Here is a 23,863-nt window from a genome sequence, read left to right on the forward strand (position 1 = left end):
AAAATTAAGAGACTAAGAACAAGGGACATTTGTTATTCATAAAGACTGGTACTGTGCATTGGTTGCAGTCTTTCTTTAGGGTTAATGTAGTGAATCGCGTTATTTACCGCAGTTGGCGCTTCACCAAATCCTGTGGCGATTAGTTTTACTTTACCTTCATACGTTGTAATGTCTCCAATAGCAAACACCCCAGAAATAGACGTTTCTGTATTTGATTTGGTTAAAATGGACGATCCTTTAAAATCAAGGGGCCATTTCTTAATAGGACCAAGTGAAGATGAAAAACCGTAATTAACAATTAAGTCATCAATCTGAATTTCCTCACTAGTTTCTTCTTTTGGATTTTTGATTGTGATTGAAGAAAGTGTTCCGTTAATGCCATTTAAAGTATCAATGACATAAGGTGTTTTAATGTTAATCGTTGAATTCATTAATTGATTCACACTATGTTCGTGAGCGCGAAAAGCAGGGCGACGATGAATCAATGTCACTGATTCAGCAATATTTTCAAGCATTAACGCCCAATCCACAGCAGAATCGCCACCACCACAAATTGTGACATTCTTGCCAGAAAAGACAGACATATCTTTGACATAGTAATGTAATTGTTGCCCTTCAAAATTTTCATGGCCCTCTAAATTTAATCGTCTTGGTTGGAAAGAACCGTTACCAGCTGCGATAATAATTGTTTTAGAGTAATGAGTGCCTAAATTTGTTTTGATTTCAAAGACATCCTCTTCTTTATCAAATGACAAAACTTCTTCACCTAAACAAATCGTATGATTGAATGGTTCAATCTGTTTAGCCAAAGAATCAACTAAAGTTTGTGCTTTAACATTTGGAAAACCTGCTACATCATAAATAAGTTTTTCAGGGTAAAGTAATGAAAGTTGCCCCCCTAAATCAGGTAAGACTTCAATGATTTTTGTTTTGGCTTGACGCATGCCAGCGTAAAAGCCTGCAAAAAGTCCGGTTGGTCCACCACCAATAATAGTAATATCATATATATTTTCGTTCATTTTATCGACTCCTTAAGGTTTAAATCTCAACTTGTAGTATAAATCAGTTAAGGCAAAAAGCATATTTTTTTGACTTATGACACCCTGTCATATATAATGACAGGGTGTCATAAAGAAGGAGTGAGAAACATGCCAACGACAACTTTTTTTAGATTAGATCAAGAAAAGCAAGATAAAATTATCCAAGCAGCCAAAAAAGAATTTACAGAAGCGCCAATTAATGAAGCGTCAATTGCAAAGATTATTAAAGAGGCGGATATTCCAAGAGGTAGCTTTTATCAGTATTTTTCTGGAAAAGAGGATTTGTTTTATTATTTGTTTGATAGAGTGAGAAAAGGACCGGAAGATTATTTGTTTGAGTGTTTAGAATCAGAAAAGGGAGATTTATTAGAGGCATTTAAGAAGTTTTTTGATTATTTTGTTAAAGAAGTTTTTGAAGGTGAGGAAACCTTATTCTTTAAAAATATTTTTTTACATATGACGTATCACAATTCTAGTCGAGCACTTCTGAATGAATTGAGTGAGAAGGAACAAGAAGCAAGAAAAAATCACATTGAAAATCACCGTAAAGGATCAAAAGAAGCTTTTCAGCGAATTTATCAGATGGTCAATCATGAGTTATTAAAAACGACATCTGAAAGGGAATTTAAAATGTTGTTTCGTCAATTATGTACAATGATTTCTAATACCATTAATGAAGGGTATCGAATAAAAAAATGTGATAAAAAATTTAGTGTGGAACAACTAATTCAAGATTTTAATTTAAAAATTGATTGGCTAAAAAATGGTGTAGCTAATTAGTAGAAATGGAGTGATCAAATGATCCGAATAATCAAAAAAATGTCGATGACTGCATTTTTAGGGGCAATTATCTTCATGGTCATTCAAATTACGAGTGATTTATATTTACCAACGCTAACATCTGATATTATCGATAAAGGCGTAACTAAGGGGGACACGTCCTACATCATGCATGTCGGGTTAATTATGATTGGTATCTCTTTAATTGGGATCGTCGCGTCTGTTTTTAATACGCTAATCGCCAGTCGAGAGGCACAAAAATTAGGAAAGAGACTACGTTCAGAAATATATGAAAAAGTTGAGTTTGCTTCTCATACAGAATTTGAAAAAATTGGCACAGCTTCACTGATTACAAGAACAACAACTGACGTGAATCAAATTCAAATGGTGAGTCAAATGTTTCTTAGATTGATGATTAATGCACCGATTACCTTAATTGGAGCGAGCGTCTTAGCTTATTCAAGAGATCCAGAATTAACAAAAATATTTTTATATATTATGCCAGCTTTAATTATCATTGTAGGGGGAATTATGTATTTTGCAGTTCCTCTATTTAAAAGTTTACAATTAAAAACAGATAAATTGAATTTAGTCTTTAGAGAAGGTTTGACAGGTGTCCGTGTTATTCGCGCCTTTAACCAAACGATTTTTGAAGAAAAAAGATTTGATGATGCTAACAAGGATTACACGCAAACAGCGATTAAAGTGAATACATTAATGAGTTTCTTATTACCTATTGTGACGCTGATTATTAGTATTACCAACGTTTCTATTGTTTGGTTTGGTGGTCATAATGTGGCTGAAGGAAGCTTAGAAGTAGGAACGATGATGGCTTTCATGACTTATGCTATGCAAATTTTAATGAGTTTTATGATGATGACCATGATTTTCATTTTTGTTCCTCGTGCCCAAGCTTCTGCAGTGAGAATCAATGAAGTTCTTGACCTTAAAAATGATATTGAAAATAAAAATGAGGTGAAAGAGCTGACTGGAGATAAAAATTTACTATTTCATGATGTTGAGTTCAGTTATCCAGGTGCTGAAAAGGCCGCTATTACTCAAATTGATGTGAGCGTCAAATCAGGAGAAACATTAGCAATTATAGGAGGAACTGGGTCAGGAAAGACAACCTTAATTAATATGATTCCAAGATTCTATGATGTGACGAAAGGTAGCTTGAAGGTAAACAATCAAAATGTGAAAGAAGTCGATCAAGTTGCGCTTCGGGACCGGATTGGATTTGTGCCTCAAAAAGCTGTTTTATTCACTGGGACTATTCGTTCTAACATGTTGTATAGTTTTCCAGAAGCCACAGAAGATGATATCTGGAAGGCTTTAGAAATTGCTCAAGCAAAAGAGTTTGTTTTAGAACTTTCAGAAGGATTAGATAGTATTGTGGAACAAGGGGGAAGTAATTTCTCAGGTGGACAAAGACAACGTTTATGTATTGCGCGTGCTTTAATCAAACCGGCAGATATTTACATTTTTGACGATTCATTTTCAGCTTTAGATTTTAAAACAGATGCGCTTCTTAGAAAAGCATTAAAAGAATCTGTCACAGAGTCGATTGTTGTTATTGTCGCTCAAAGAATCAGTACAGTTGTAGAAGCTGATACGATTTTAGTTTTAGATAATGGTGCCATGGTAGGTAAAGGAAATCACCAAGAATTAAAAGAAACCAATGAAACATATCAAGAGATTTTAACATCTCAACTTAGAGAGGAGGAAATTGCATGAGAGGCGGACCAGGAAAGCAACACAATATGAAAGGTAAACCAGATAAAGCTAAAAATTTCTGGAAAACAACCAAACGATTAATGGGCTATCTTTCTAAAAAAATCTATCTTGTTCTTTTTGTTATTATCTTGGCAATTACCTCAACAGTCTTTCAAATCAGAACACCAAAAATATTAGGTGAAGCGACAACTGAAATTTTTAAAGGATTAATGAAAGCAAAAGAACAAATGCTGCAAGGCGTGAAAGTGGATAGTGTTCCGATTGATTTTGATAAAATTGGAACAATTATTTTTATTGTTTTAGGAATGTACTTAGCATCAGCTATCTTTAGCTTTATCCAACAGTTTATTATGACTCGGATTTCTCAAAACATGGTCTATCAATTAAGACAAGAGTTGAAAGAAAAAATGGGTCGAGTGCCAATTTCGTATTATGATACCCATAGTAATGGTGATATCATGTCCCGGGCTATTAATGACATGGATAATATCTCAGGAACATTGCAACAAAGTTTAACTCAATTAGTAACTAGTGTGATTATGTTCTTTGGTGTCTTGTTTATGATGTTAACGATTAGTTGGAAATTAACGTTAGTCGCATTGATTACAGTTCCTCTAAGTTTAATTGTAACAATGATGATTGCGCCTAAATCACAACGTTATTTTGCGAAACAACAAAAGACACTGGGTTTACTCAACAATCAAATAGAAGAAACTTACGGGGCTCATGCTGTGGTTAAAAGTTTCAACCACGAAAAAGAAAATATCGAAACTTTCGAAGAACAAAATAGTGAATTGTTTAATTCAGGTTGGAAAGCACAATTTATATCAGCGATGATCATGCCTTTAATGAATTTTATTAAAAATATTAGTTATGTATTTGTGGCGGTTATTGGTGGGATTCAAGTAGCTAATGGGCAAATCACCATTGGTAATGTCCAAGCCTTCATGCAATATACCAATCAATTTGCCCAACCATTAGGACAAATGGCGAATTTAATTAATACAATTCAAGCGACAGTGGCGTCAGCTGAGCGGATTTTTGAAGTCATGGATGAAATCGAAATGACAGATAGTGTTGTAGAAGTGCCAACAAGTCTTGATACTAAGGCGGAAGTTGTTTTTAATAACGTGGCATTTGGATACTCGGAAGATAATATTCTAATGAATGATTTTAACTTAAGCGTTGAAAAGGGTCAAAAAATTGCGATTGTAGGCCCAACAGGAGCAGGTAAAACAACCTTAATTAACTTATTAGAACGTTTCTATGATGTGAGTCAAGGAAATATTTTATATCGAAATCGAGACATTCGAAACATGAAGCGAGAAGAATTACGAGCAGATATCTCCATGGTGTTACAAGATACTTGGTTATTTACAGGAACTATTTTTGATAATATAAAATATGGGAATCAAAAAGCCACAGATGAAGAAATTTACGAAGCTGCTAAGGCGGCTAGAGCAGATGATTTCATTCGCAGATTGCCAGAGGGATATCAAACAATTCTTAACGAGGAAGCATCGAATATTTCTCAAGGACAACGGCAATTAGTTACCATCGCAAGAGCCTTTCTTGCCAATCCAGAAGTTTTAATATTAGATGAAGCAACCTCAAGTGTGGATACAAGAACGGAAATTTTAATTCAAAATGGCATGGATGAGTTGCTTAAAAATAGAACAAGTTTTGTCGTGGCTCACAGATTATCAACAATTAGAGATGCGGATAATATTATTGTGATGGAAAAAGGCTCAATCGTAGAAACTGGAAATCATGATAAGTTAATGGCAAATGAAGGCTTATATGCCGATTTATATAACAGTCAATTTAGTGGCAATGTTTCAATTTAAGTTAGTTTAGGACTAAAAAGAGCTTATTTCCAAATAAATAGTTATATTATTAGTCAAATTTCATATAATAATGGTACAATGATAACCGAACAATTTATAGTTATGAAGATTGATAATATACTAGGAGGAATTTATTGTATGGGAAGCTTTTCGTTAGACCCAAAAACTACCTTGTCGTCTATTGCATTGAAAGTTAAAGACTTAGACAAAATGATTAATTTTTATCAACGTGTAATAGGTATGAGCACTATCAGTGAAGAAAACGACATGGCGATTATGGGAATTGGAAGTAAGCGAAAAAAATTAGTTGGTTTGATAGCCACACCAGATGGAAAGGAAGATTCCAACACTCGGACTGGTTTATATCATATGGCTTTTGTGCTTCCAACAAGAGAAGATCTCGCCCTTTTTTTGAAACACATTATGTTAATGAACTATCCTATCGAGGGTCAAAGTGACCATGGTTATTCAGAATCAATTTATATCAATGACCCAGAAGGTAACCGCCTTGAATTTAGTTGGGATAAACCAAAAGAAAAATGGCCGCTCTTAGAAGGTAAAATTAATGGTGTGACGAAAGAATTGAACATGCATAAATTTTTATGTCGTGTTGAAGGAACTTATGAAATGATTCCTGCAGAAACAAAGGTAGGTCATGTTCATTTGTCTATTTCAAATTTAGATCAAAGTGGTGATTTCTATGTGAAAACACTAGGTTTCGCTATTAAAGACGATGATTTTGCTAACACGCACTTTTTAACGGTGAACGATTACCATCATCAAATTGCTTTAAATGAGTGGACACCAGCGATTCAAACACCATTAGTTACCGAAACTGATTTAGGTGTGGATCATATTACTTTTAATTTACCAACATTTGAGAGTTTGTTACTTTTAAAAGAACATCTTGAAGCCCAAGAAGTTGATTTTTACTTTAATAAAGGTAAAAAAATTATTGGTATTAATGATCCGAATGGTATTCAGTTATGGTTTATTGCATGTAAGTGCCAATAAGAATGAAAAAAGTAGAGATAAAAGTGTCCAAATTAAGGAACTTTATCTCTATTTTTATTTTATTGAAGAAATTGTGGTAGAATATAGGCGTAATTAAAAATAGGAGTAAACCATTTATGTACCAACAAACGAAAGCTTTTATGCAGAAAATTGTCAATGAAGAGCAAATTCCAGGAATTACTTTTGCATTTATTGAGGGTGACTCTCTTGAAAAAAATCAAATAGGAGTTAAGCAGACATATCCAAATATTGAACCATTGGAAAAAGAAACTTTGTACGATATGGCATCATTAACGAAAATGATTTGTACTAACACAGTGATCTTGAAACTATTGGAAACAAAAACAATTGAGATAGAGCAACCGCTCAATGTTTACTTACCTGACTTTTTAGATGAAAAGGTAACAATTAAAGAGTTGTTAACCCATACTTCAGGTATCAATCCTTTTATTCCAAACCGAAATGAGTTAGAAAAAGAAGAGTTAAGAGCTGCTATTTTAAGATTAACGTCTGATGAATCAAGAGGAAAAGTTGTCAAATATACGGATACTGGAACGATTCTTCTAGGTTTTCTGATTGAAAAAGTGTACGGAAAATCAGTTCAAGAGGTGTTTATGGAGGAAGTTTTGATTCCTTTAGATATGACACAAAGTAGATTTAAAAATTTTCCGAAAGAAAAGGCAGCTCCAACGGAAAAAAGAAGCGATCGTGGATTAGTCCAAGGGGATGTTCATGACCCAAAGGCTTTTGTTTTAGGTGAAAATTGTGGCAGTGCTGGATTATTTAGCACCCTCGATGATACCATTGCTTTTTCTAAAATGATGTTAAGTCGTGGTAAACACAATCAGAAAACGTTTCTTAAGTCAGAAAGTATCGACTTATTATTAAACAATTATACTGAAAATTGTGAACGCCCAAGGTCTTTAGGTTGGGATTTGATTCCTTATGAGGAACGGTTTTTACTATATCACACAGGTTATACAGGAACTTTCATTATTCTGGATATCCAAACACAAGGCGCTTTTATTTTCTTGTCTAACCGGGTTCACCCAATAGATAAGAGAGAAGAGTACCTCGCAATTCGAGATGAGTTAGTGGCAATTTATTTAGCCGAAAAAATAAATGTTAATTTAGGGAGAGATTGTACATGTTAGAACCATTATTTTTACAACCAGTGCTTCAAGAAAAAATTTGGGGTGGAACAAAATTAAAAACAGATTTTGAATACCCATTAGAAAGTGATAAAGTCGGTGAGTGTTGGGCAATTAGTGCGCATCCTCATGGGGTTTGTACTGTTGAAAATGGTCCATTTAAAGGTGAAAAATTAGATGAACTTTGGAAAAATCAACCAGAACTTTTTGGTAATTCAAAAGAAGACGTTTTTCCTTTATTAACTAAAATTTTAGATGCGGCAGATGACTTATCTGTTCAAGTTCATCCAGATGATTTATACGGAAAAGAGCATGAAGGTGAATTAGGAAAAACGGAATGTTGGTATATTATTAGTGCTGATCCAGGTGCTGAAATTATTTATGGACATCATGCAAAAACAAAAGAAGAATTAGCTGAGATGATTAATAGTGGTGACTGGGAACATTTATTAAGACGTGTACCAGTAAAAAAAGGTGAGTTTTACTTTGTTCCAAGTGGGACAATTCATGCGATTGGTAAAGGTATCATGATTTTAGAAACCCAACAAAGTAGTGACACAACTTACCGTGTGTACGATTATGATCGCTTGGATGATGCAGGAAATCCTCGTGAATTACACATTCAGCAATCACTAGACGTAACAAATGTCCCTCACGTTGATCCTGAATTAGGAATTAAAGAAGAAGGACAAGGGGAATCAAGTGTAATCACTTATATTGAATCAGATTATTTTAACGTTTATAACTGGGAAGTATCAGGTATGCTAAATCTTAAAGCGACAGCTCCTTATACGTTAGTGAGTGTGTTAGATGGTTTTGGTTATATCTCACTTAATGACCAAAAAGAAAAAGTTGAACTTAAAAAAGGGCAACATTTCATCTTAACTTCAGATATTGAAAAATGGCATTTAGAAGGCGATTTAAAAATTATTGCTTCTGAACCAGGAACTAAAAACAGATAATCAAAAAAGGGATTACGACAAAGTTTTGTCATAATCCCTTTTATTTTTTTAAATTAAATCAACTAATGGTGTAAAGCTGCGGTCTTGATCGAGCGCCACTTGTTTAAAGGTTAAATGCCCTTTACATGTATTAACACCAGAAGCTAAAACGTTGCTATCATTGACTGCTTGAACAAATCCTTTGTTAGCTAATTGTGTGATGTAAGGTAAGGTATTGTTTGTTAAAGCAAGTGTAGCAGTTCTAGCAACTGCACCTGGCATATTTGCTACAGCATAATGAAGAACGCCGTGACGCGTATAAACAGGATCATCATGACTCGTGATTTTATCTGTCGTCGCAAAAATACCACCTTGGTCGATTGCGATATCAATAATAACAGAACCTTCCTTCATATCCTTAACCATTTCTTCAGTGACAAGAGTAGGTGCTTTACGTCCTGGAATCAGAACAGCTCCGATAACTAAGTCAGCTTTTTTTAGTGAATGGTGGATATTATGAGAATTAGACATCACTGTTTCAATATTGTTTCCAAAAATATCATCTAATTGAGCTAAACGTTTTTGGTTCACATCTAAGATACGAACGTTTGCTCCTAAACCGATAGCGATTTTAGCAGCGTTTGTTCCAGCCACACCACCACCGATAATTAATACATTTCCTTTAGGTACACCAGGTACTGAAGATAGTAATACTCCAGAGCCACCTTGCGTTTTTTGTAAGAAGAAAGCGCCAGTTTGAGGTGCCATACGTCCAGCAATTTCAGACATTGGCGTTAATAGTGGTAAACTGCCATCTGGTAATTGCACTGATTCATAGGCAATAGCTGTTACTTTGCTTTCAATTAAGGCATCAGTTAATTCTTTAGCTGGTGCTAAATGTAAATAGGTAAATAAGATCAAATCTTCTTTAAAGTAAATATATTCCTCTTTTAAAGGTTCTTTTACTTTTAAGACCATTTCTACATCCCAAGCTTCTTTGGCTTCTTTGACAATTGTTGCTCCATTTTCTTGATACTCTGCATCCGTGTAACCAGAGCCGATGCCGGCGTTGGTTTCGATAAGCACTTCATGATTGTTATCTGTCAATGTTTTGACAAATGGAGGTGTTAAAGCCACACGGTTTTCATTGTTTTTCAGTTCCTTTGGTATCCCAATTTTCATAGAGATTCCTCCTGTCTTTTAAATAAGAATTCTACCGCTAGCCTAAGTATACACCTAACAAAAATAAGATTCTAGGTATTTCTAAGGAAAAAGTGCATGATATCACAAAAATTATTTCGTATGATTTTTCATTTATGAAAACAATTATTTTCATAAAAAAAGGATTTGCTAACATAAAATTATGCAGCAAATCCTTTTTTTAATCTTTCAAATCAGTTAATGAAAATGTTTGGTTATATTTTTTCTCTGTTGCCATATTCAAAATTCTTAAAGCAAGATTTTTATTTTTAGCAAGGAGTGGGCCGTGGAAGTAAGATCCAATAACATTTTTATAAACAACGCCTTCTGTTTGATCTTTACCGTTGTTACCATAACCTTTTTTGACAATCCCTAAAGGTTTTTCGCCTTCTCCTAAGAAAGTTGTTCCATTATGGTTTTCAAATCCAAGGTAGGTTTCATCAAATTCTTCGTTATAAATTTCGATATCCCCAATAAAACGATTGTTATCTTGGCTTAGTGTGTAATGAGGCATCGCATGAATTCCTTCAATTTTCTCACCTTGTGCGCCAATGTAATACTCACCTAGAAGTTGGAAACCACCACAGATTGCAAGGACCACACCGTCATCTTCAATGTATTTAGTTAATTCTTGTTTTTTAGTTTGAATGTCTTTTGATACAATGACTTGTTCGTAGTCTTGACCACCGCCAAAGAAAATTAAATCAAAATCATCAGCGTTAAACTCTTCATAGATACTAACAATATCAATAGAAAAATCAATTCCTAATTGTTTTGCATAAAATTCTAATAATAACAGGTTGCCATTATCACCATATGTATTAAGTAAATTGCCATAAAGATGACACACACGTAAATTATAAGTTGCCAATTTAGTTCGCCTCCTTAATATAGCCTTGTTGGATTAATTCTTTTCTCATTTGCAGTACTGCCGTGTAAGTTGCTAAAACGTAAACATGTTCAGTTGGAACTTGTTTAATTTCAGAAATAACTTCTTTAATATTAGGCATCTCGGTTAAGTTTTTAGGATCAATCCCAGCTACTTTCAGACGTAAAGTCATATCTTCATGACGCTCGCCGCCTGTAATCACTTTGGGAATGGACATCTCTTGTAATTCTTCTAATTGACTGTCCCAAATCCAACTAATATCAATCCCATCTGCATAGTTAGCATTAAGTAAAGCAACAAGTGAAAAGTCAAAAGGTGCCATCTTCATTGTATCAATGACTTGGTTAAGCCCAACTGGATTTTTTACTAAGACAAGGGTACATTTTTTATCTCCAATTTGAATCACTTCTTGACGACCAAATACTTTTTCATCATAAGCTAAACCTTTTCGGATTTTTTCAGGCGCAATATTGTAGTATTCTGCTACAGCAGTCGCTGAAAGGGCGTTATAAACATTATATAATCCACCAACTTCAATATTATACGTTTCCTTATCAATCACAAATTCAGCAGAAGTATTCGTTGTTTTGATTAAATCTGTTAACTGATACTCAAGCTCAGGACGTTTAAAGTCACAGTTAGGACAATAGTATTTACCTAAGTTACTATAAGTAATCATTTTATATTCTAAGATATGTTGACACTCAGGACATAAAACGCCATCTGTATTGTAATGGGCATGGAGCGCTTGGTCTTCCTTGTGATTAAATCCGTAATATTTAACGGGATTTAGAGTTTTAACAGAATTAAAGATTGGTAAATCGCCATTCATTAAAATAGTCGCTTCAGGTGCTTTTTTAGCGCCGTCTACGATTAATTTGTAAGTTGTGTAAATTTCACCATAACGATCCATTTGATCTCTAAAAATATTAGTAAAAACAAACAATTCTGGTGTTAAAAATTCAGTGACTTTACTCAGACTAGCTTCATCTATCTCAAGAACTGCGAAATTTTTTCCATTCTTATTCTTTTTACCTGAAAGAAAAGTTGAAACAATTCCTTGAAGCATATTTGCTCCTGTTGTATTGGTTAAAACTTCTCCAAACTCTTGTTTTAATATGTTCACTGTAAGGGCAGTGGTTAAGGTTTTACCATTTGTCCCTGTGACAACGATAATATGATAGTCTTTCGCTAATTGATCTAAAACCTTTGGATCAATTTTTAAAGCTATTTTACCTGGGAGGCTACTACCACCTTTAAAAAATGTTTGTAAAAACCAACGACTTGACTTACCAGCAAAAGTCGCCAAACTACTGCGTACGCTCATGTATGCTTCCTCCTATTTAAAACTTCAACTAATATATAATACCATATTATATTTAAAACATTGACTAAATGTAAAGAATCAAACCTAAAATTAAACAGATTTTATGAAATAAATAAGATTTGTTCTTAGAATGATAAATTTACTATCTTTTTATAAGTGTAAACAATTGACGGAAATCCTTGATTTGGCTATACTTAGGACTGTTATATATTAAAATGTGATTAAAAGATCCTTTAAATCAATTAATCATCAACAAGGAGAGATTTGATGGAAAAAAAATGGCTTTTCGGAATGACTGCAGTTATCGCGATGACGTTAACGGCATGTGGTTCTAATAAGACAGAAGCACCAAAAGAAAAAAAGGATAAAGATACGTTTACCTACGCAATTAGTGGGGACCCAACGTCACTTAATCCAATCAATGTGGGAGATAGATGGGGATTAACAACAACTAATATGATTTTCTCACCACTTGTCCGCATTGAAGGAGATGGCACTCAGAAAATGGAGTTAGCCAAAGAAGTGACACCAAGTGAAGATGGTAAGTCAGTTACCGTTAAACTAAAAGACGATATCAAATGGTCAGACGGTGAAAAATTAACAGCGGATGATGTTATCTTTACCTATGAACAAAAAGTGAAAAAAGAAAATGGCAATGCGGATAGTTTATGGATTGATGATAAACCTATCGCATTTGAAAAAGTAGATGACACAACTGTTAAGTTTAATTTCCCTTCTGTGAGTGCCGCAGCAATGAACAATATCGCCACAGAAACGTATATTATTCCAGAGCATGTTTATAAAGATGAACCAGATTTTTCAGTCAATGAATTAAAAGCTAAACCTGTAGGAACTGGTCCTTACAAATTAACGAATTACAAACGTGGTGAATATTTGCAATTTGAAGCCAACGATACATATTATGGCGGCAAAGTGAATGTTCCTAAAGTAAACTTGAGAATTATTAGTAATGCAGATACAACGAAAGTGGCTCTTCAAAAAGGCGAAGTGGATGCTTCATACATCTTACCTAATAACATTGAAGACATTAAAAAATCTGATGTAGCAACGTATGAATACAGTGAAAACCGTGTTGGCTACATGGGTGTTAACAATAACTCGGATAAATTAAAAGATGTGAAAGTTCGCCAAGCAATATTTTACGCTTTAAATAAAGAAGAATTAAACAAAGCAGGTTACTTAGATGCTAAATATTATGACAATGTGTATTCTATTTTGCCACCAAATAACCCATACGCAACTGATAAAGTCGAAAAATACGACACTGATGTTGAAAAATCTAAAAAATTATTAAAAGAAGCCGGTGCAGAAGATTTAAAAATCAACTTAGCTTTCTCTTCTGATGATCCTGTTCAAACGATTCAAGCAACGTTAATGCAACAACAATTACAAAAAGCAGGTATCACCTTAGAACTTACTGGTGGGGATAGTGCAGCCTATTTTGCTGAAATGCAAAAACCTGAAACGAAGAAATATGATTTATTCATGGGTGGTTACATCATGGGTAATGATCCTGATTTATATTCTTCATTATTTAAAACAGGTGGTTCTTCTAATTACTTCCACTATAGTAGTGATAAGACAGATAAATTGTTTAATGCAGGTGTTGTTGAATTAGATGATGCTAAACGTAAAGATGTTTATGCTGATTTACAAAAACAAATTGCTGATGATGCTGTCTTTTATCCAATCGTAGATAGTAAAAAAGTATTAGCAGTTAATAAAGCAGTTAAAGATGTAGAAAAAGCTGGTTTAATTCCAATTTATACATTTGAAGATCTTTCTAAATTATCAATCAAATAGAGATAATTTAGTTGAAAAAACTTCGTAAGCAAATTAATCCTTGCCCGAAGTTTTTTCTGTCATATAGAAAGAAAATAAAATGGATAAAGGATGAAGAAAAATGGCTAAGTATATTTTAAAAAGAGTCTTACAAGTAATCCCACTTCTTTTTATTGTTTCATTTATCGTGTTCTCATTGATTCATTTAGCACCTTATGATGCAATCGATTCAATCACAACACCTAATATGTCGAAAGAAACGGTGGAGATATTAAGACAGCGTTATGGATTAGATCAACCCTTTTTAGTTCAATATTTTATGTGGTTAAAACAAATTCTAACTGGAGACTTTGGACATTCTTTAGTGAGTCAACAAAGTATCGCTCAAGAATTGGCAATTAGAATTCCAAATACGATTAAATTGATTTTACCAGCTTATATCACAGCCCTTATTATTGCGATTGTTCTAGGTTTAGTAGCTGGAGCAAATAAAGGTAAATTCCTTGATAAATTCATCGACGGGATTTGTTCTGTTGGAATTTCAATGCCAACATTTTGGTTTGCCATGTTAATGATTTACTTCTTTGGATATAAACTAAATGCCTTACCAATTATTGGTATGCATACGGTTGGAAATGAAGATTCTTTTCTTGATTTTCTCCAACATTTCATTATGCCTTATATTGTTTTAACTGTGGCATTTTTCCCAGACTTAACTCGTTATGTGAGGTCTTCCACAATGTTACAATTATCGGAAGACTATGTCATGGTTCAACAGTCATTTGGAGCAAGTAAAAAGGAAATCTTCTTTAGACATGTGAGTAAAAACGTCTTGTTACCAATTGTGACTCAAATTGGTTTAGCCTTACCAATGCTTGTAACAGGAGCAATTATTACTGAAAGTATTTTTGGTTGGCCAGGCATTGGACCATATTTAATGAGTGCCACTAAAGCACTAGATTTCCCAATTATTATGGCAGTTATGCTCTTATCGGCAACTTTAGTGATTTTAGGGAATTTATTATCGGATATTTTATATACGATTGTTGATCCTCGGATTAGTCAGGGGGATAAGTAAAATGAAAGAAAAGAAATGGTTGAACATTTTAAAAGAAAACAAAACATATTGGTTCCCGATTATCTTTTTAGTCGGCTTAACACTGTTAGCATTAATCGCGCCACTTCTGCCAATTGATCCTAATGCAACAGATGTAGCGCAAATGTCATCTCCGCCAAGTTTTAAACATGTTTTTGGGACAGATGAAGTCGGGAGAGATTACTTTATTCGGGTGGTTTATGGTAGTCGGATTTCCCTTCTTGTGGGTGTCTTAGCGATGTTAGCTTCAACACTGATAGGAACAGTGATTGGGATTGTTTCAGGTTATTTTGGTGGTTGGATTGATAGTTTGTTGATGCGAATTGTCGATATCTTGTCTTCAATCCCTTGGTTAGTTTTAGTGATTGTACTAAGCGTATTGTTAAAACCAGGTTTAGTAACAATTATTTTTGTGATTGGTTGTTTTTCATGGATGAGTATTTCTCGTTTAATTCGAGCGGAAACCTTATCTGTTAAAGAAAGAGAATATGTGATCTACGCCCAATTTATTGGTGAAAAGGATTCTAAGATTATTATGAAACATATTTTCCCAGCTGTTTTACCAACTTTGATTGTGGCTGCAACAGGAAGTATTTCTTCAGCGATTATGACCGAATCAGCTTTAAGTTTTCTTGGGATTGGTATTCAGCCTCCAGTGGCATCTTGGGGAAGTTTACTACAAAATGCCCAAGCGAGTTTACAACAAGCACCGTACATGGCAGTTTTACCAGGTTTATTTATTATCTTAACCGTCTTTTCATTTAATAGTTTAGGTAATTACTTACGTGAATTAACGAGTGTGGAGGGATAATGATGACAGAAAATATTTTAGAAATTAAACATTTAGCAGTTTCAGTTAATAAGAAAAATAAAGACGCTATTCGTATTATCAAGGGGATTGATTTAACAATTCCTAAAGGAGAAATTGTTGGAATCGTTGGTGAATCTGGTAGCGGAAAAAGTATGACCATGAAAAGTTTAATGAAGATTTTACCGGAAAATGGTCATACAACTTATGATAGTTTTTACTTTGATGGAGTGAATCAAGAAGGTAAAAAAGAACGGATTCCAGCAGCAATGATTTTTCAAGACCCAATGACGTCTTTAAATCCTTTAAGAACGATTGGCTATCATTTAATCGAAGTAGTCCAAAGAAAACAAAAGGTCAATAAAAAAGAAGCAGAAAAATTAGCCTTAAAAGAGTTGGAAAAGGTAGGTATCAATTTACCTGAAAAAAGAATGAACCAGTACCCACATGAACTATCTGGTGGAATGCGACAACGGGTAATGATTGCGATGGCTTTACTGGCTAAACCAAAATTATTGATTGCAGATGAGCCTACAACAGCTTTGGATGTGACAATTCAAGCACAGATATTAGAGTTGATTCGAAATCTTCAAAAAGAAGAAGATCTTTCAGTGATTCTTGTGACCCATGACTTTGGAATTGTTGCTGGTATGTGTCAAAGTATTCGCGTGATGTATGACGGTAAAATTGTGGAAGAAGGTCAAATTGATGAAGTCTTCTATGAGCCAGCACATCCTTATACAAAAGAGCTGTTAAAAGCTATTCCAACAGGAGATAAAGGACAAACCTTGTATTCTTTAAGTAGTTATAAGGAAACCACAGAAGAAAGAGAACAAGCTGAAATGTACGTTTTATCAAATACTCACCGTGTGTTGGGAAATGGAGGAGAAAGTCATGAGTAATGAATTAATCCGCGTAGAAAACATTAAACGTTATTTTCCAGTCAAAAATAATTTTGGACAAGTCAAGACCGTGGTGAAAGCCGTTGATAATGTATCTCTAACAATCAAAAAAGGGGAAACATTAGGTTTAGTAGGCGAGTCTGGAAGTGGCAAGACGACTCTAGGTAGAAGCATCTTACAACTAGAAACAATCGATGAAGGTCAAATCTATTTTAAAGATCAATCCCTAATTACAAGTAGTAAAGAAGAAAAGAAACAGTTACTAAAAGAAATGCAAATTATTTTTCAAGATCCTTATTCATCTCTTAATCCGAGAATGACAGCTTTAGATCTTGTTTTAGAGCCTTTACTTTTACAATTTTCTAAAACGGAGGCTTTAGAAAAGGCAAAAGCAATACTTACTAAAGTTGGCTTCACTGAAGAAATGTTCTCAAAATACCCAAAAGAGTTTAGTGGGGGACAACGTCAAAGAATTGGTATCGCTCGAGCTGTCGTTGTGAAACCTGAATTCATTTTGTGTGATGAGCCAATTTCAGCTTTGGATGTCTCTATTCAAGCTCAAGTAATTAACTTACTTGTTGATTTGCAGAAAGAATTAGGCTTAACTTATCTTTTCATCTCTCATGATTTATCCATGGTGAGATATATTTCAGATCGAATTGCTGTGATGTATTTAGGGAAGTTAGTTGAACTTGGACCAGCTGAAAAAATATTTAGTGAACCTCAGCATGCCTATACTAAACGATTATTACAAGCCATTCCCATTGCAGACCCTAAAAAAGCAAGAGCTGCTCAAGCAGAAAATGAGATGAACCACTTAGAAGAAATAGATACAAGCAATCAAACAGAATGGGTTGAAATTAGCCCAGAACATTTTGTTTTAAAGGAGAGATAACATGTCAGTCGATAAAATTGAATTAATTCAAGGAGAAAAAGGAATGGAGTTGCCTGTTGCTACGGGTAACTGGGTAATGCTTAGAAATGAAGGTTACTCACCTGTTCAAAGTATGGTTGGAGCAATCGGGGCTTGTGGCGCTTATGTTTATCAAAGTATTTTAGAGAGTTCAAGAATTGAGTACGTCTTTGAAAAAGTTGAAATTGAGTATGAAAGAGATACAGAAATTCAAAGTGAACCTTTAAAAGAAGTTAAAATTAATTTCTTTGTTAAAGTTGATGAAAAAAGTCAAGGACGAGCAGAGCGAGGATTGAAGTTAATTAGTAAACATTGCCCAGTCATGCAGTCTTTAGATCCGAGAATTAAAGTGGTAGAAGAAGTTAATTTTATTTAATAGCATAATAAAAAACACAAAAATTTAAAAGATAATTTTTGTGTTTTTTGTTTGTTTTTTAGTTACTTGGAGTTAAACGCCTTTTTCACCACGCTATCTGGTCCGGAATAAAAAATCTGCTCCTACGACAACTGGAAGAAACTAAAATTAATTCGAAAAGCGTGAATTATTTTTAGTTTCTTCCAGTTGCTTGGAGCAAAACGATTTTTTATTCACTCCGTTGTAGTCCGGGTTCAAAAGGCAACTCCTGCGGCAGCTTCACAAAGTATAATCAATCCGAAAAGCATGGATTGTTTATGCTTCGCTCCAGCTGCTTGGAGTTAAACGCCTTTTTCACCACTCTGAATTACCCGATAATTATTTTTTCTGTTGGGAATAAATAACCGTGGTCTTGTCGTTCTTTTGGGACGAAGACCATTAGGGTATATAACATCCCAATGCGTCCGATGAACATCAGGACTGCAATCGTTAGTTTTCCGATCAAGGTAAGGTCATCGGTGATGCCAAGTGAAAGTCCAGTTGTACCGAAAGCTGATGCGACTTCTACGATAATCGCAATCATGGAGTGTTCTTCGGTGATGGATAAAATTAGAACGGCAAAGAAGCACATGGCGATAGATAGATTAAATACAACAACAGCTTTTTTGATGTCTCGATCATCGATTCGGCGGCTAAAAATAGTAACGTTATCTTCGCTTTTAATGAATGAAAGCATGTATAAGCCGAGAATCGCAATGGTTGTTGTTCGAACCCCACCACCAACTGAACTAGGACTACATCCAATAAACATGAGCATAGAAAAAAGTAAGAGTGTCGGTGTTTGGAAATCATTTAAATCATTCATCTGTAAACCAGCATTTCTAGTTGTTGTAGAGTAAAACATGGAGCTCATCCATTTTTGGATTTCAGGCATCTCAGAGAATAAATGATTTCGCTCAAGAAGGTATATGGCTAACGTTCCAAAAACAAATAGAATTAAATAAATACTGATAGCTAGTTTACTAAATAGTGAAAATCTAAAGGGGAAACCTGTTTGATATCTTTTATATGTTAGCCATTCTTTAATTTCCATAATAACTGGAAAACCAATTCCACCTACCATAATTAATAAAATTAAGATGGTAATAAAAAGATAATCCTGTGAGTACGGAGTTGCTGATGAGCCAGTGACATCAAATCCAGAATTTGTTACAGCGGAGATCGCTTGATAAAAACCTTGGAAGGTAGCTTCTCCAATCGTGGGGTGATGCCCTGAAAAATAAAAACGTAATGAGAAAATAATACCAAAAATAAATTGGATAATTAATAAAGTGTAAACTGTATTTTTGATTAAACGAACACTTCCACTTAATTTAGGAGAGTTCATGTCAGTCATAATCAGTTGCCGTCTTTTAAGGGAAATTCTTTTTCTTGAGAGAATAAAGAAAAAGGTAGAGAACATCATAATCCCAAGTCCTCCGATTTGAAAGAGTATTTCTAGTAGGACGATACCACGTTGGTTGAAGACTTCGTTAATATTAAAGGTACTAAGACCAGTAACGCTGACAGTACTTACCGCCATGAAAAGCATGTCAAATGCGGAAACATCAGCACCTTCTTTTTGGAAAAAAGGTAGACTTAATAAAAAAAATGAAACGATTGTCATTAAGACGTAGTAGGTAAAAATAATTTGAATGGTGGACAGATGAGTGTTAACAAATCGATGTCCATCCCGCCTTAATTGGAATAAAGACCACTTTTTCTTAAACATAGTAAACTCCTTTGTAATTACATCTTGTTAAGTATAACAAGTAGGGGTTAAAAAGACAAAAAAAATCAGCCTTTTGACGGATGTTATAGGTTCATTTTTTAGTATAATTAAATAAAAGGGAGTGAAGGGGAATGTTAACAATTATTCAGGTACAAACCATTACTTTTATTATTGTTATTTTGTTTCTAGTTCAAAAGAATGGACATTTAAAAAGAAAAGAAAGTTCTAGTTTACTTACTTGGTTAGCAGTACTTTCAGCAGCTAATGCTTTGATCATTTGTCTTTCAATTATTGAAGTATCAGCGTTTAATTTACTGATGCTAGCAAGTGTGAACGGTCTAGTCACAATACTTTATTTATACATACAAAATTATGAGTTATCTAAAAATTGAAGTAAAAAAAGACGAAACTGATTATTGCCAGTTTCGTCTTTTTTAATTTCCACCAGTTACTCAGAGTAAAACGCCTTTTTCACCACTTTATGTAGTCTGGATTCAAAAGGCAACTCCTGCGGCAGCTTCACAAATCATAATCAATCCTAAAAGCGTGGATTGTTTATGATTCGCTCCAGCTGCTTGGAGTTAAGCACCTTTTTGATCACTCTATTGTAGTCTGGAATAAAAAATCTGCTCCTACGACAACTTCAAACATTAAAATTAATTCAAAAAGCACGAATTATTTTAAATGTTCTCCAGTTGCTTGGAGCAAAACGATTTTTTATTCACTCTATACTAAATTAATCAGTGTGTATTTTTTCTTTCCTTTTCTTACAATGATGAATTTATCTTCGATTGATAAGTCGGCTGTAATATCGACTGTGACATCCTTGATTTTTTCACCATTGATTGAAATGGCACCATTTGTGACATCTTCACGTGCTTGACGTTTAGAAGGTTCTACTTTTGTTTCAACTAACCAATCAACAATGTTCATTGTATCTTTGCCAATCGTAGCATTTGGCATGTTTTTAAAGCCATCTTCGATTTGATGAGCTGTTAACTGCTTCACGTCGCCAGAGAATAGAGCAGCAGTAATCGTTAAGGCATCATTTAATGCTTCTTCACCATGAACAAAGGTTGTCATTTGGCTAGCTAATGTTTTTTGCGCTTCACGTTTGTGTGGTTCAGTAGCTACTTTTTCTTCCAATGCAGTGATTTCTTCTTGCGTTAAGAAAGTGAAAAATTTTAAGTACTTGATAACATCACGGTCATCTTGGTTTAACCAAAATTGGTAAAATTCGTAAGGAGATGTTTTCTCTGGATCTAACCAAATGGCACCACCAGCTGTTTTACCGAATTTAGTTCCATCAGATTTTAACATTAAGGGAATCGTTAAACCGAACGCTTTAGCCTCAGCACCTTCTTGTTTTCTAATTAAATCTAAACCAGCTGTAATATTTCCCCATTGATCAGCTCCACCGATTTGAAGACGGACATCATGGTGACGGAATAAGTGTAAGTAGTCCATTGATTGTAAAATTTGGTAAGTAAATTCAGTAAATGAAATACCAGTTTCTAAACGACTAGAAACGATATCTTTTGCTAACATGGTATTAATGTTAAAGTTTTTACCGTAATCTCTTAAGAAATCAAGAAGAGATAAATCTTTTGTCCAATCGTAGTTATTCACCATTGATAATTGTTGATCGTTATCTTCATCAAAGAAAAGTTTTCTCATTTGATTTGTTAAACAATCCACGTTGTGTTGAACTTGCTCCATTGTTTGAAGTTGACGCTCACTCGTGCGTCCACTAGGATCGCCAATTGTACCAGTTGCCCCACCGATTACGATGTATGGATGATGTCCTAATAATTGGAATCTTTTTAGCATCATAAAAGGAATTAAATGCCCAATATGCATGCTGTCTCCAGTTGGGTCAACCCCGCAGTATAAAGAAATTTTATTGTGTTCTACATAGTCACGTAAACCTTCAGCATCTGTTTGTTGATTAATTGCGTCACGCCACATTAACTCATCGATAATATTTGTTGTCATAAAAACATCCCTTTCTATAGATAAATAAAAAGTCCCTACAGAGATTACTCTCTATAGGGACGAAATAATAATTTTCCGTGGTACCACCCAAGTTAGTGTGAAGCATCACACCACTCATAGTTTTTATCGGTTACAAGCCGTAGATAACTAGTGCAACTGAATGTAATTCATCAACTTATGTGTGTCAAATTTCAGCAACCTTTGACTTTCTATAAACAGGGATAAGGGACTACTATTTCAATCGTTATCAATTTATTTAATTACCCATATGCTAAATCAAAAGTGCTGATTTGTCAAATAAAGAATTATTTCGTGAAAAAGTATACTTTCTTTTTAACTTTTAACAAAAAATGTTAAACTGGTAGAGTTACAAAAGGGGGAGAAAATACTTGGTAAAACAAGGCGTTTTATTAGCAAACATCGGAACACCAGATAAACCAGAAACAAAGGAAGTGCGTGAGTATTTAAAACACTTCTTAGGAGACAAACGTGTGATTGATAAACCAAGGTGGCAATGGTTACCTATTTTACACGGAATTATTTTAAATACGCGGCCTAAGAAATCGGCTGCTCTATATAAAAGTATTTGGGAAGAAGAAGGGTCACCTTTATTAATTCATACCAAAGCGCAAACAGAAAATTTACAAAAACTGTTGCCTGATGTATCGGTTAAATTTGGTATGGGATACAGTCACCCGACTATTTCAGAATCACTAAAAGCATTTGAGGAGGAAGGTGTAGAGGAGATTACAATAGTTCCTTTATACCCTCAGTATTCAACAACTACCACAGCTTCAATTCATGATGCAGTATTTAAGCATTATTTGAAAGAAGAAAACATTCCTAAACTTCATTTGATTAGAGAGTTCACAAGTCATCCCTTATATATTGAGATGCTAAGAGAGCAAATTATTTTAGGGATTAAAGAATACAATCCTGAACTTTTAGTTTTTTCTTATCACGGTTTACCTGTTTCTTACATTGAAAAAGGGGACCCTTATAAAGAACAATGTGCCAAAACAACCGCTGCAATTTTTGATGGTTTTGAGATAGACGTTCCTCATAAGGTAACCTATCAATCAAAATTTGGACCAGAAGAGTGGTTAACACCTGCCTTAGATCAAACATTGATGAATTTGCCAAGCGAAGGCGTGAAAAAAGTTCTCATTATTACACCAGGATTTGTTTCAGATTGTATTGAGACTCTAGAGGAGATTGAAGGCGAAAATAGAGAATACTTTATGGAAAATGGGGGAGAAGAGTTTAATTATATCCACCCATTTAACGGAGACCCTGAATTTGCAAAATTGCTTTTAGACGTTATTAAATAAATTAAAAATGATGAGGAGACTTATTGAGTCTACCTCATCATTTTTTTAGTGTTAGTTGCAGCGCTTGCTTAGCTAAGTTGTCAGCGCCTTTATTTTTTTGTTCCCCTTGCCATTCGATGAACAGTAGATCGAATCGGTCGGTTAAAATCAATATTTTTTTCAGAAGACTAGAAAAAATAGGGTCTTTAGCATATTTTTTTTCTAAGGATTGAACAACAATTCGACTATCTGAATAGATGAATATTGTTTCTTTCTCCCAATTATGAGTAAGTGCAAATTCTAAAGCAAATAAAAGTATTTCAAATTCAGCTTCATTATTAGTTTTTGCTCTAAGTGGTTGTTTTATTTGTAATTGTTCTTTATCTATTAGAACAATCATACCACCCGCACTAACTTGTTTTTTTTGATGAGTTGCGGCATCAATATAGATTTTTATCATCGGATTCTCCATTTTTATTTTTTATTTATTTATCTTATGGTAAGATAGGTAATTGTAGAAGAGCTTTTTATAGGAGGCTAATATGAGTACGAGTAAAATACATGTTTTTCGATACCAACCTGAACTTTCAGGATCAATAATCTATTGGTCGATGACATTTGTCCTGTTTTTATTGAGCATGATAGGACTACTAGAAGAACAAGGAAGAATCAATTTATTTAGTATTATCACATTTTTAATTTTTCTTTTTTTTGTTTACCTAGGAACTAGAAGAAAAATGATTCTCACCAACGAACAATTGAAAGTATCCGCTATTTTAAAAAAAAATCGTTATCAAATTGATATTGATAAAATAAAAAACATTTCAGTAGGTAGTCACGGTATAACGATTAAAACAGAAGCTAGAGAGTATGTTTATGTGATGTTTCCACCATCTAAAAATGCATTTGTTTTAAATTTACAGAAGGAAAGCTTATTTACGGGGACGATTTACGGAATAGAAAAAAGTGTTGACGAAAAATAAG

22 protein-coding genes are annotated in these 23,863 nt (G+C 34.1%); 15 read left to right on the forward strand and 7 right to left on the reverse strand.

Annotated features, from left to right (window positions below):
* Nucleotides 1-32 precede the first annotated feature (32 nt).
* Nucleotides 33-1,019 (reverse strand): NAD(P)/FAD-dependent oxidoreductase, encoded by a 987-nt coding sequence (locus tag G7082_RS11020; RefSeq protein ID WP_166035129.1) that lies wholly within the window; start codon nucleotides 1,017-1,019, stop codon nucleotides 33-35.
* A gap of 129 nt (nucleotides 1,020-1,148) precedes the next feature.
* On the opposite strand from G7082_RS11020, the gene G7082_RS11025 reads away from it, so the two are divergent.
* From G7082_RS11025 to manA, 6 genes are all read left to right on the forward strand, one after another.
* The gene (locus tag G7082_RS11025; protein ID WP_166035130.1) at nucleotides 1,149-1,820 is read left to right on the forward strand and encodes a TetR/AcrR family transcriptional regulator; all 672 of its coding nucleotides are present in this window, start codon (nucleotides 1,149-1,151) and stop codon (nucleotides 1,818-1,820) included.
* 18 nt (nucleotides 1,821-1,838) lie between these two features.
* Nucleotides 1,839-3,557: an ABC transporter ATP-binding protein gene (locus G7082_RS11030; protein ID WP_166035131.1), complete on the forward strand. Its 1,719-nt coding sequence runs from the start codon at nucleotides 1,839-1,841 to the stop codon at nucleotides 3,555-3,557.
* Nucleotides 3,554-5,404, forward strand: coding sequence for an ABC transporter ATP-binding protein (locus G7082_RS11035; RefSeq protein ID WP_166035132.1), 1,851 nt, complete (start codon nucleotides 3,554-3,556; stop codon nucleotides 5,402-5,404). Before G7082_RS11030 ends, G7082_RS11035 begins: the two co-directional genes overlap by 4 nt.
* A gap of 138 nt (nucleotides 5,405-5,542) precedes the next feature.
* Nucleotides 5,543-6,418 carry a VOC family protein gene (locus tag G7082_RS11040; RefSeq protein ID WP_166035133.1) on the forward strand — a complete coding sequence of 292 codons (876 nt, stop codon included), beginning with the start codon at nucleotides 5,543-5,545 and terminating at the stop codon, nucleotides 6,416-6,418.
* Between the two features lie 116 nt (nucleotides 6,419-6,534).
* The gene (locus tag G7082_RS11045; RefSeq protein ID WP_166035134.1) at nucleotides 6,535-7,572 is read left to right on the forward strand and encodes a serine hydrolase domain-containing protein; all 1,038 of its coding nucleotides are present in this window, start codon (nucleotides 6,535-6,537) and stop codon (nucleotides 7,570-7,572) included.
* Nucleotides 7,566-8,531: a mannose-6-phosphate isomerase, class I gene (gene manA, locus G7082_RS11050; RefSeq protein ID WP_166035135.1), complete on the forward strand. Its 966-nt coding sequence runs from the start codon at nucleotides 7,566-7,568 to the stop codon at nucleotides 8,529-8,531. Before G7082_RS11045 ends, manA begins: the two co-directional genes overlap by 7 nt.
* A gap of 48 nt (nucleotides 8,532-8,579) precedes the next feature.
* Here manA and ald read toward each other — a convergent pair whose 3' ends face one another.
* From ald to G7082_RS11065, 3 genes are all read right to left on the reverse strand, one after another.
* Complete coding sequence (ald, locus tag G7082_RS11055; protein WP_166035136.1) at nucleotides 8,580-9,692, reverse strand: alanine dehydrogenase; 1,113 nt, start codon at nucleotides 9,690-9,692, stop codon at nucleotides 8,580-8,582.
* A 199-nt stretch (nucleotides 9,693-9,891) separates the two neighbouring features.
* Nucleotides 9,892-10,581, reverse strand: a complete 690-nt coding sequence (locus G7082_RS11060; protein ID WP_166035137.1) for a type 1 glutamine amidotransferase — start codon at nucleotides 10,579-10,581, stop codon at nucleotides 9,892-9,894.
* A 1-nt stretch (nucleotide 10,582) separates the two neighbouring features.
* Complete coding sequence (locus tag G7082_RS11065; RefSeq protein WP_166035138.1) at nucleotides 10,583-11,926, reverse strand: Mur ligase family protein; 1,344 nt, start codon at nucleotides 11,924-11,926, stop codon at nucleotides 10,583-10,585.
* 267 nt (nucleotides 11,927-12,193) lie between these two features.
* On the opposite strand from G7082_RS11065, the gene G7082_RS11070 reads away from it, so the two are divergent.
* The 6 genes from G7082_RS11070 to G7082_RS11095 all read left to right on the forward strand — a co-directional run bounded on the left by G7082_RS11070 (nucleotide 12,194) and on the right by G7082_RS11095 (nucleotide 17,824).
* Complete coding sequence (locus G7082_RS11070; RefSeq protein ID WP_166035139.1) at nucleotides 12,194-13,750, forward strand: ABC transporter substrate-binding protein; 1,557 nt, start codon at nucleotides 12,194-12,196, stop codon at nucleotides 13,748-13,750.
* Nucleotides 13,751-13,850: 100 nt separating this feature from the next.
* Nucleotides 13,851-14,807: an ABC transporter permease gene (locus G7082_RS11075; RefSeq protein ID WP_166035140.1), complete on the forward strand. Its 957-nt coding sequence runs from the start codon at nucleotides 13,851-13,853 to the stop codon at nucleotides 14,805-14,807.
* A 1-nt stretch (nucleotide 14,808) separates the two neighbouring features.
* Nucleotides 14,809-15,636: an ABC transporter permease gene (locus G7082_RS11080; RefSeq protein ID WP_166035141.1), complete on the forward strand. Its 828-nt coding sequence runs from the start codon at nucleotides 14,809-14,811 to the stop codon at nucleotides 15,634-15,636.
* 2 nt (nucleotides 15,637-15,638) lie between these two features.
* Nucleotides 15,639-16,535 carry an ABC transporter ATP-binding protein gene (locus G7082_RS11085; RefSeq protein ID WP_166035142.1) on the forward strand — a complete coding sequence of 299 codons (897 nt, stop codon included), beginning with the start codon at nucleotides 15,639-15,641 and terminating at the stop codon, nucleotides 16,533-16,535.
* A complete protein-coding gene (locus G7082_RS11090) occupies nucleotides 16,528-17,430 on the forward strand; it encodes an ABC transporter ATP-binding protein (protein WP_166035143.1) in 903 nt (300 codons plus the stop codon). Before G7082_RS11085 ends, G7082_RS11090 begins: the two co-directional genes overlap by 8 nt.
* 1 nt (nucleotide 17,431) lies before the next feature.
* Entirely contained in the window at nucleotides 17,432-17,824 is a 393-nt protein-coding gene (locus G7082_RS11095) for an OsmC family protein (RefSeq protein WP_166035144.1), read from the forward strand.
* Nucleotides 17,825-18,170: 346 nt separating this feature from the next.
* Here the strand turns inward: G7082_RS11095 and G7082_RS11100 are convergent, their stop codons facing one another.
* Nucleotides 18,171-19,574, reverse strand: a complete 1,404-nt coding sequence (locus G7082_RS11100; RefSeq protein WP_166035145.1) for a TrkH family potassium uptake protein — start codon at nucleotides 19,572-19,574, stop codon at nucleotides 18,171-18,173.
* Between the two features lie 131 nt (nucleotides 19,575-19,705).
* On the opposite strand from G7082_RS11100, the gene G7082_RS11105 reads away from it, so the two are divergent.
* Nucleotides 19,706-19,966, forward strand: coding sequence for a hypothetical protein (locus tag G7082_RS11105; RefSeq protein WP_166035146.1), 261 nt, complete (start codon nucleotides 19,706-19,708; stop codon nucleotides 19,964-19,966).
* Between the two features lie 334 nt (nucleotides 19,967-20,300).
* Here G7082_RS11105 and tyrS read toward each other — a convergent pair whose 3' ends face one another.
* Nucleotides 20,301-21,569, reverse strand: coding sequence for a tyrosine--tRNA ligase (tyrS, locus tag G7082_RS11110; protein ID WP_166035147.1), 1,269 nt, complete (start codon nucleotides 21,567-21,569; stop codon nucleotides 20,301-20,303).
* A 389-nt stretch (nucleotides 21,570-21,958) separates the two neighbouring features.
* On the opposite strand from tyrS, the gene hemH reads away from it, so the two are divergent.
* Nucleotides 21,959-22,900, forward strand: coding sequence for a ferrochelatase (hemH, locus tag G7082_RS11115; protein WP_166035148.1), 942 nt, complete (start codon nucleotides 21,959-21,961; stop codon nucleotides 22,898-22,900).
* 37 nt (nucleotides 22,901-22,937) lie between these two features.
* On the opposite strand, the gene G7082_RS11120 is transcribed toward hemH, so the two are convergent.
* Entirely contained in the window at nucleotides 22,938-23,339 is a 402-nt protein-coding gene (locus G7082_RS11120) for a ribonuclease HI family protein (protein WP_166035149.1), read from the reverse strand.
* A gap of 82 nt (nucleotides 23,340-23,421) precedes the next feature.
* Between G7082_RS11120 and G7082_RS11125 the strand changes: the two genes are divergently transcribed.
* Entirely contained in the window at nucleotides 23,422-23,862 is a 441-nt protein-coding gene (locus G7082_RS11125) for an EbsA family protein (RefSeq protein WP_166035150.1), read from the forward strand.
* Nucleotide 23,863 lies beyond the last annotated feature (1 nt).

The organism is Vagococcus hydrophili, assembly GCF_011304195.1.
Lineage (GTDB): Bacteria > Bacillota > Bacilli > Lactobacillales > Vagococcaceae > Vagococcus > Vagococcus hydrophili.

Excerpts from the sequence above, each read along its gene's own strand:
- G7082_RS11020 (WP_166035129.1), bottom strand. The coding sequence starts at position 1,019 with ATGAACGAAAATATATATGATATTACTATTATTGGTGGTGGACCAACC.
- G7082_RS11025 (WP_166035130.1), top strand. The coding sequence starts at position 1,149 with ATGCCAACGACAACTTTTTTTAGATTAGATCAAGAAAAGCAAGATAAA.
- G7082_RS11030 (WP_166035131.1), top strand. The coding sequence starts at position 1,839 with ATGATCCGAATAATCAAAAAAATGTCGATGACTGCATTTTTAGGGGCA.
- G7082_RS11035 (WP_166035132.1), top strand. The coding sequence starts at position 3,554 with ATGAGAGGCGGACCAGGAAAGCAACACAATATGAAAGGTAAACCAGAT.
- G7082_RS11040 (WP_166035133.1), top strand. The coding sequence starts at position 5,543 with ATGGGAAGCTTTTCGTTAGACCCAAAAACTACCTTGTCGTCTATTGCA.
- G7082_RS11045 (WP_166035134.1), top strand. The coding sequence starts at position 6,535 with ATGTACCAACAAACGAAAGCTTTTATGCAGAAAATTGTCAATGAAGAG.
- manA (WP_166035135.1), top strand. The coding sequence starts at position 7,566 with ATGTTAGAACCATTATTTTTACAACCAGTGCTTCAAGAAAAAATTTGG.
- ald (WP_166035136.1), bottom strand. The coding sequence starts at position 9,692 with ATGAAAATTGGGATACCAAAGGAACTGAAAAACAATGAAAACCGTGTG.
- G7082_RS11065 (WP_166035138.1), bottom strand. The coding sequence starts at position 11,926 with ATGAGCGTACGCAGTAGTTTGGCGACTTTTGCTGGTAAGTCAAGTCGT.
- G7082_RS11070 (WP_166035139.1), top strand. The coding sequence starts at position 12,194 with ATGGAAAAAAAATGGCTTTTCGGAATGACTGCAGTTATCGCGATGACG.
- G7082_RS11075 (WP_166035140.1), top strand. The coding sequence starts at position 13,851 with ATGGCTAAGTATATTTTAAAAAGAGTCTTACAAGTAATCCCACTTCTT.
- G7082_RS11080 (WP_166035141.1), top strand. The coding sequence starts at position 14,809 with ATGAAAGAAAAGAAATGGTTGAACATTTTAAAAGAAAACAAAACATAT.
- G7082_RS11085 (WP_166035142.1), top strand. The coding sequence starts at position 15,639 with ATGACAGAAAATATTTTAGAAATTAAACATTTAGCAGTTTCAGTTAAT.
- G7082_RS11090 (WP_166035143.1), top strand. The coding sequence starts at position 16,528 with ATGAGTAATGAATTAATCCGCGTAGAAAACATTAAACGTTATTTTCCA.
- G7082_RS11095 (WP_166035144.1), top strand. The coding sequence starts at position 17,432 with ATGTCAGTCGATAAAATTGAATTAATTCAAGGAGAAAAAGGAATGGAG.
- G7082_RS11100 (WP_166035145.1), bottom strand. The coding sequence starts at position 19,574 with ATGTTTAAGAAAAAGTGGTCTTTATTCCAATTAAGGCGGGATGGACAT.
- G7082_RS11105 (WP_166035146.1), top strand. The coding sequence starts at position 19,706 with ATGTTAACAATTATTCAGGTACAAACCATTACTTTTATTATTGTTATT.
- tyrS (WP_166035147.1), bottom strand. The coding sequence starts at position 21,569 with ATGACAACAAATATTATCGATGAGTTAATGTGGCGTGACGCAATTAAT.
- G7082_RS11120 (WP_166035149.1), bottom strand. The coding sequence starts at position 23,339 with ATGATAAAAATCTATATTGATGCCGCAACTCATCAAAAAAAACAAGTT.
- G7082_RS11125 (WP_166035150.1), top strand. The coding sequence starts at position 23,422 with ATGAGTACGAGTAAAATACATGTTTTTCGATACCAACCTGAACTTTCA.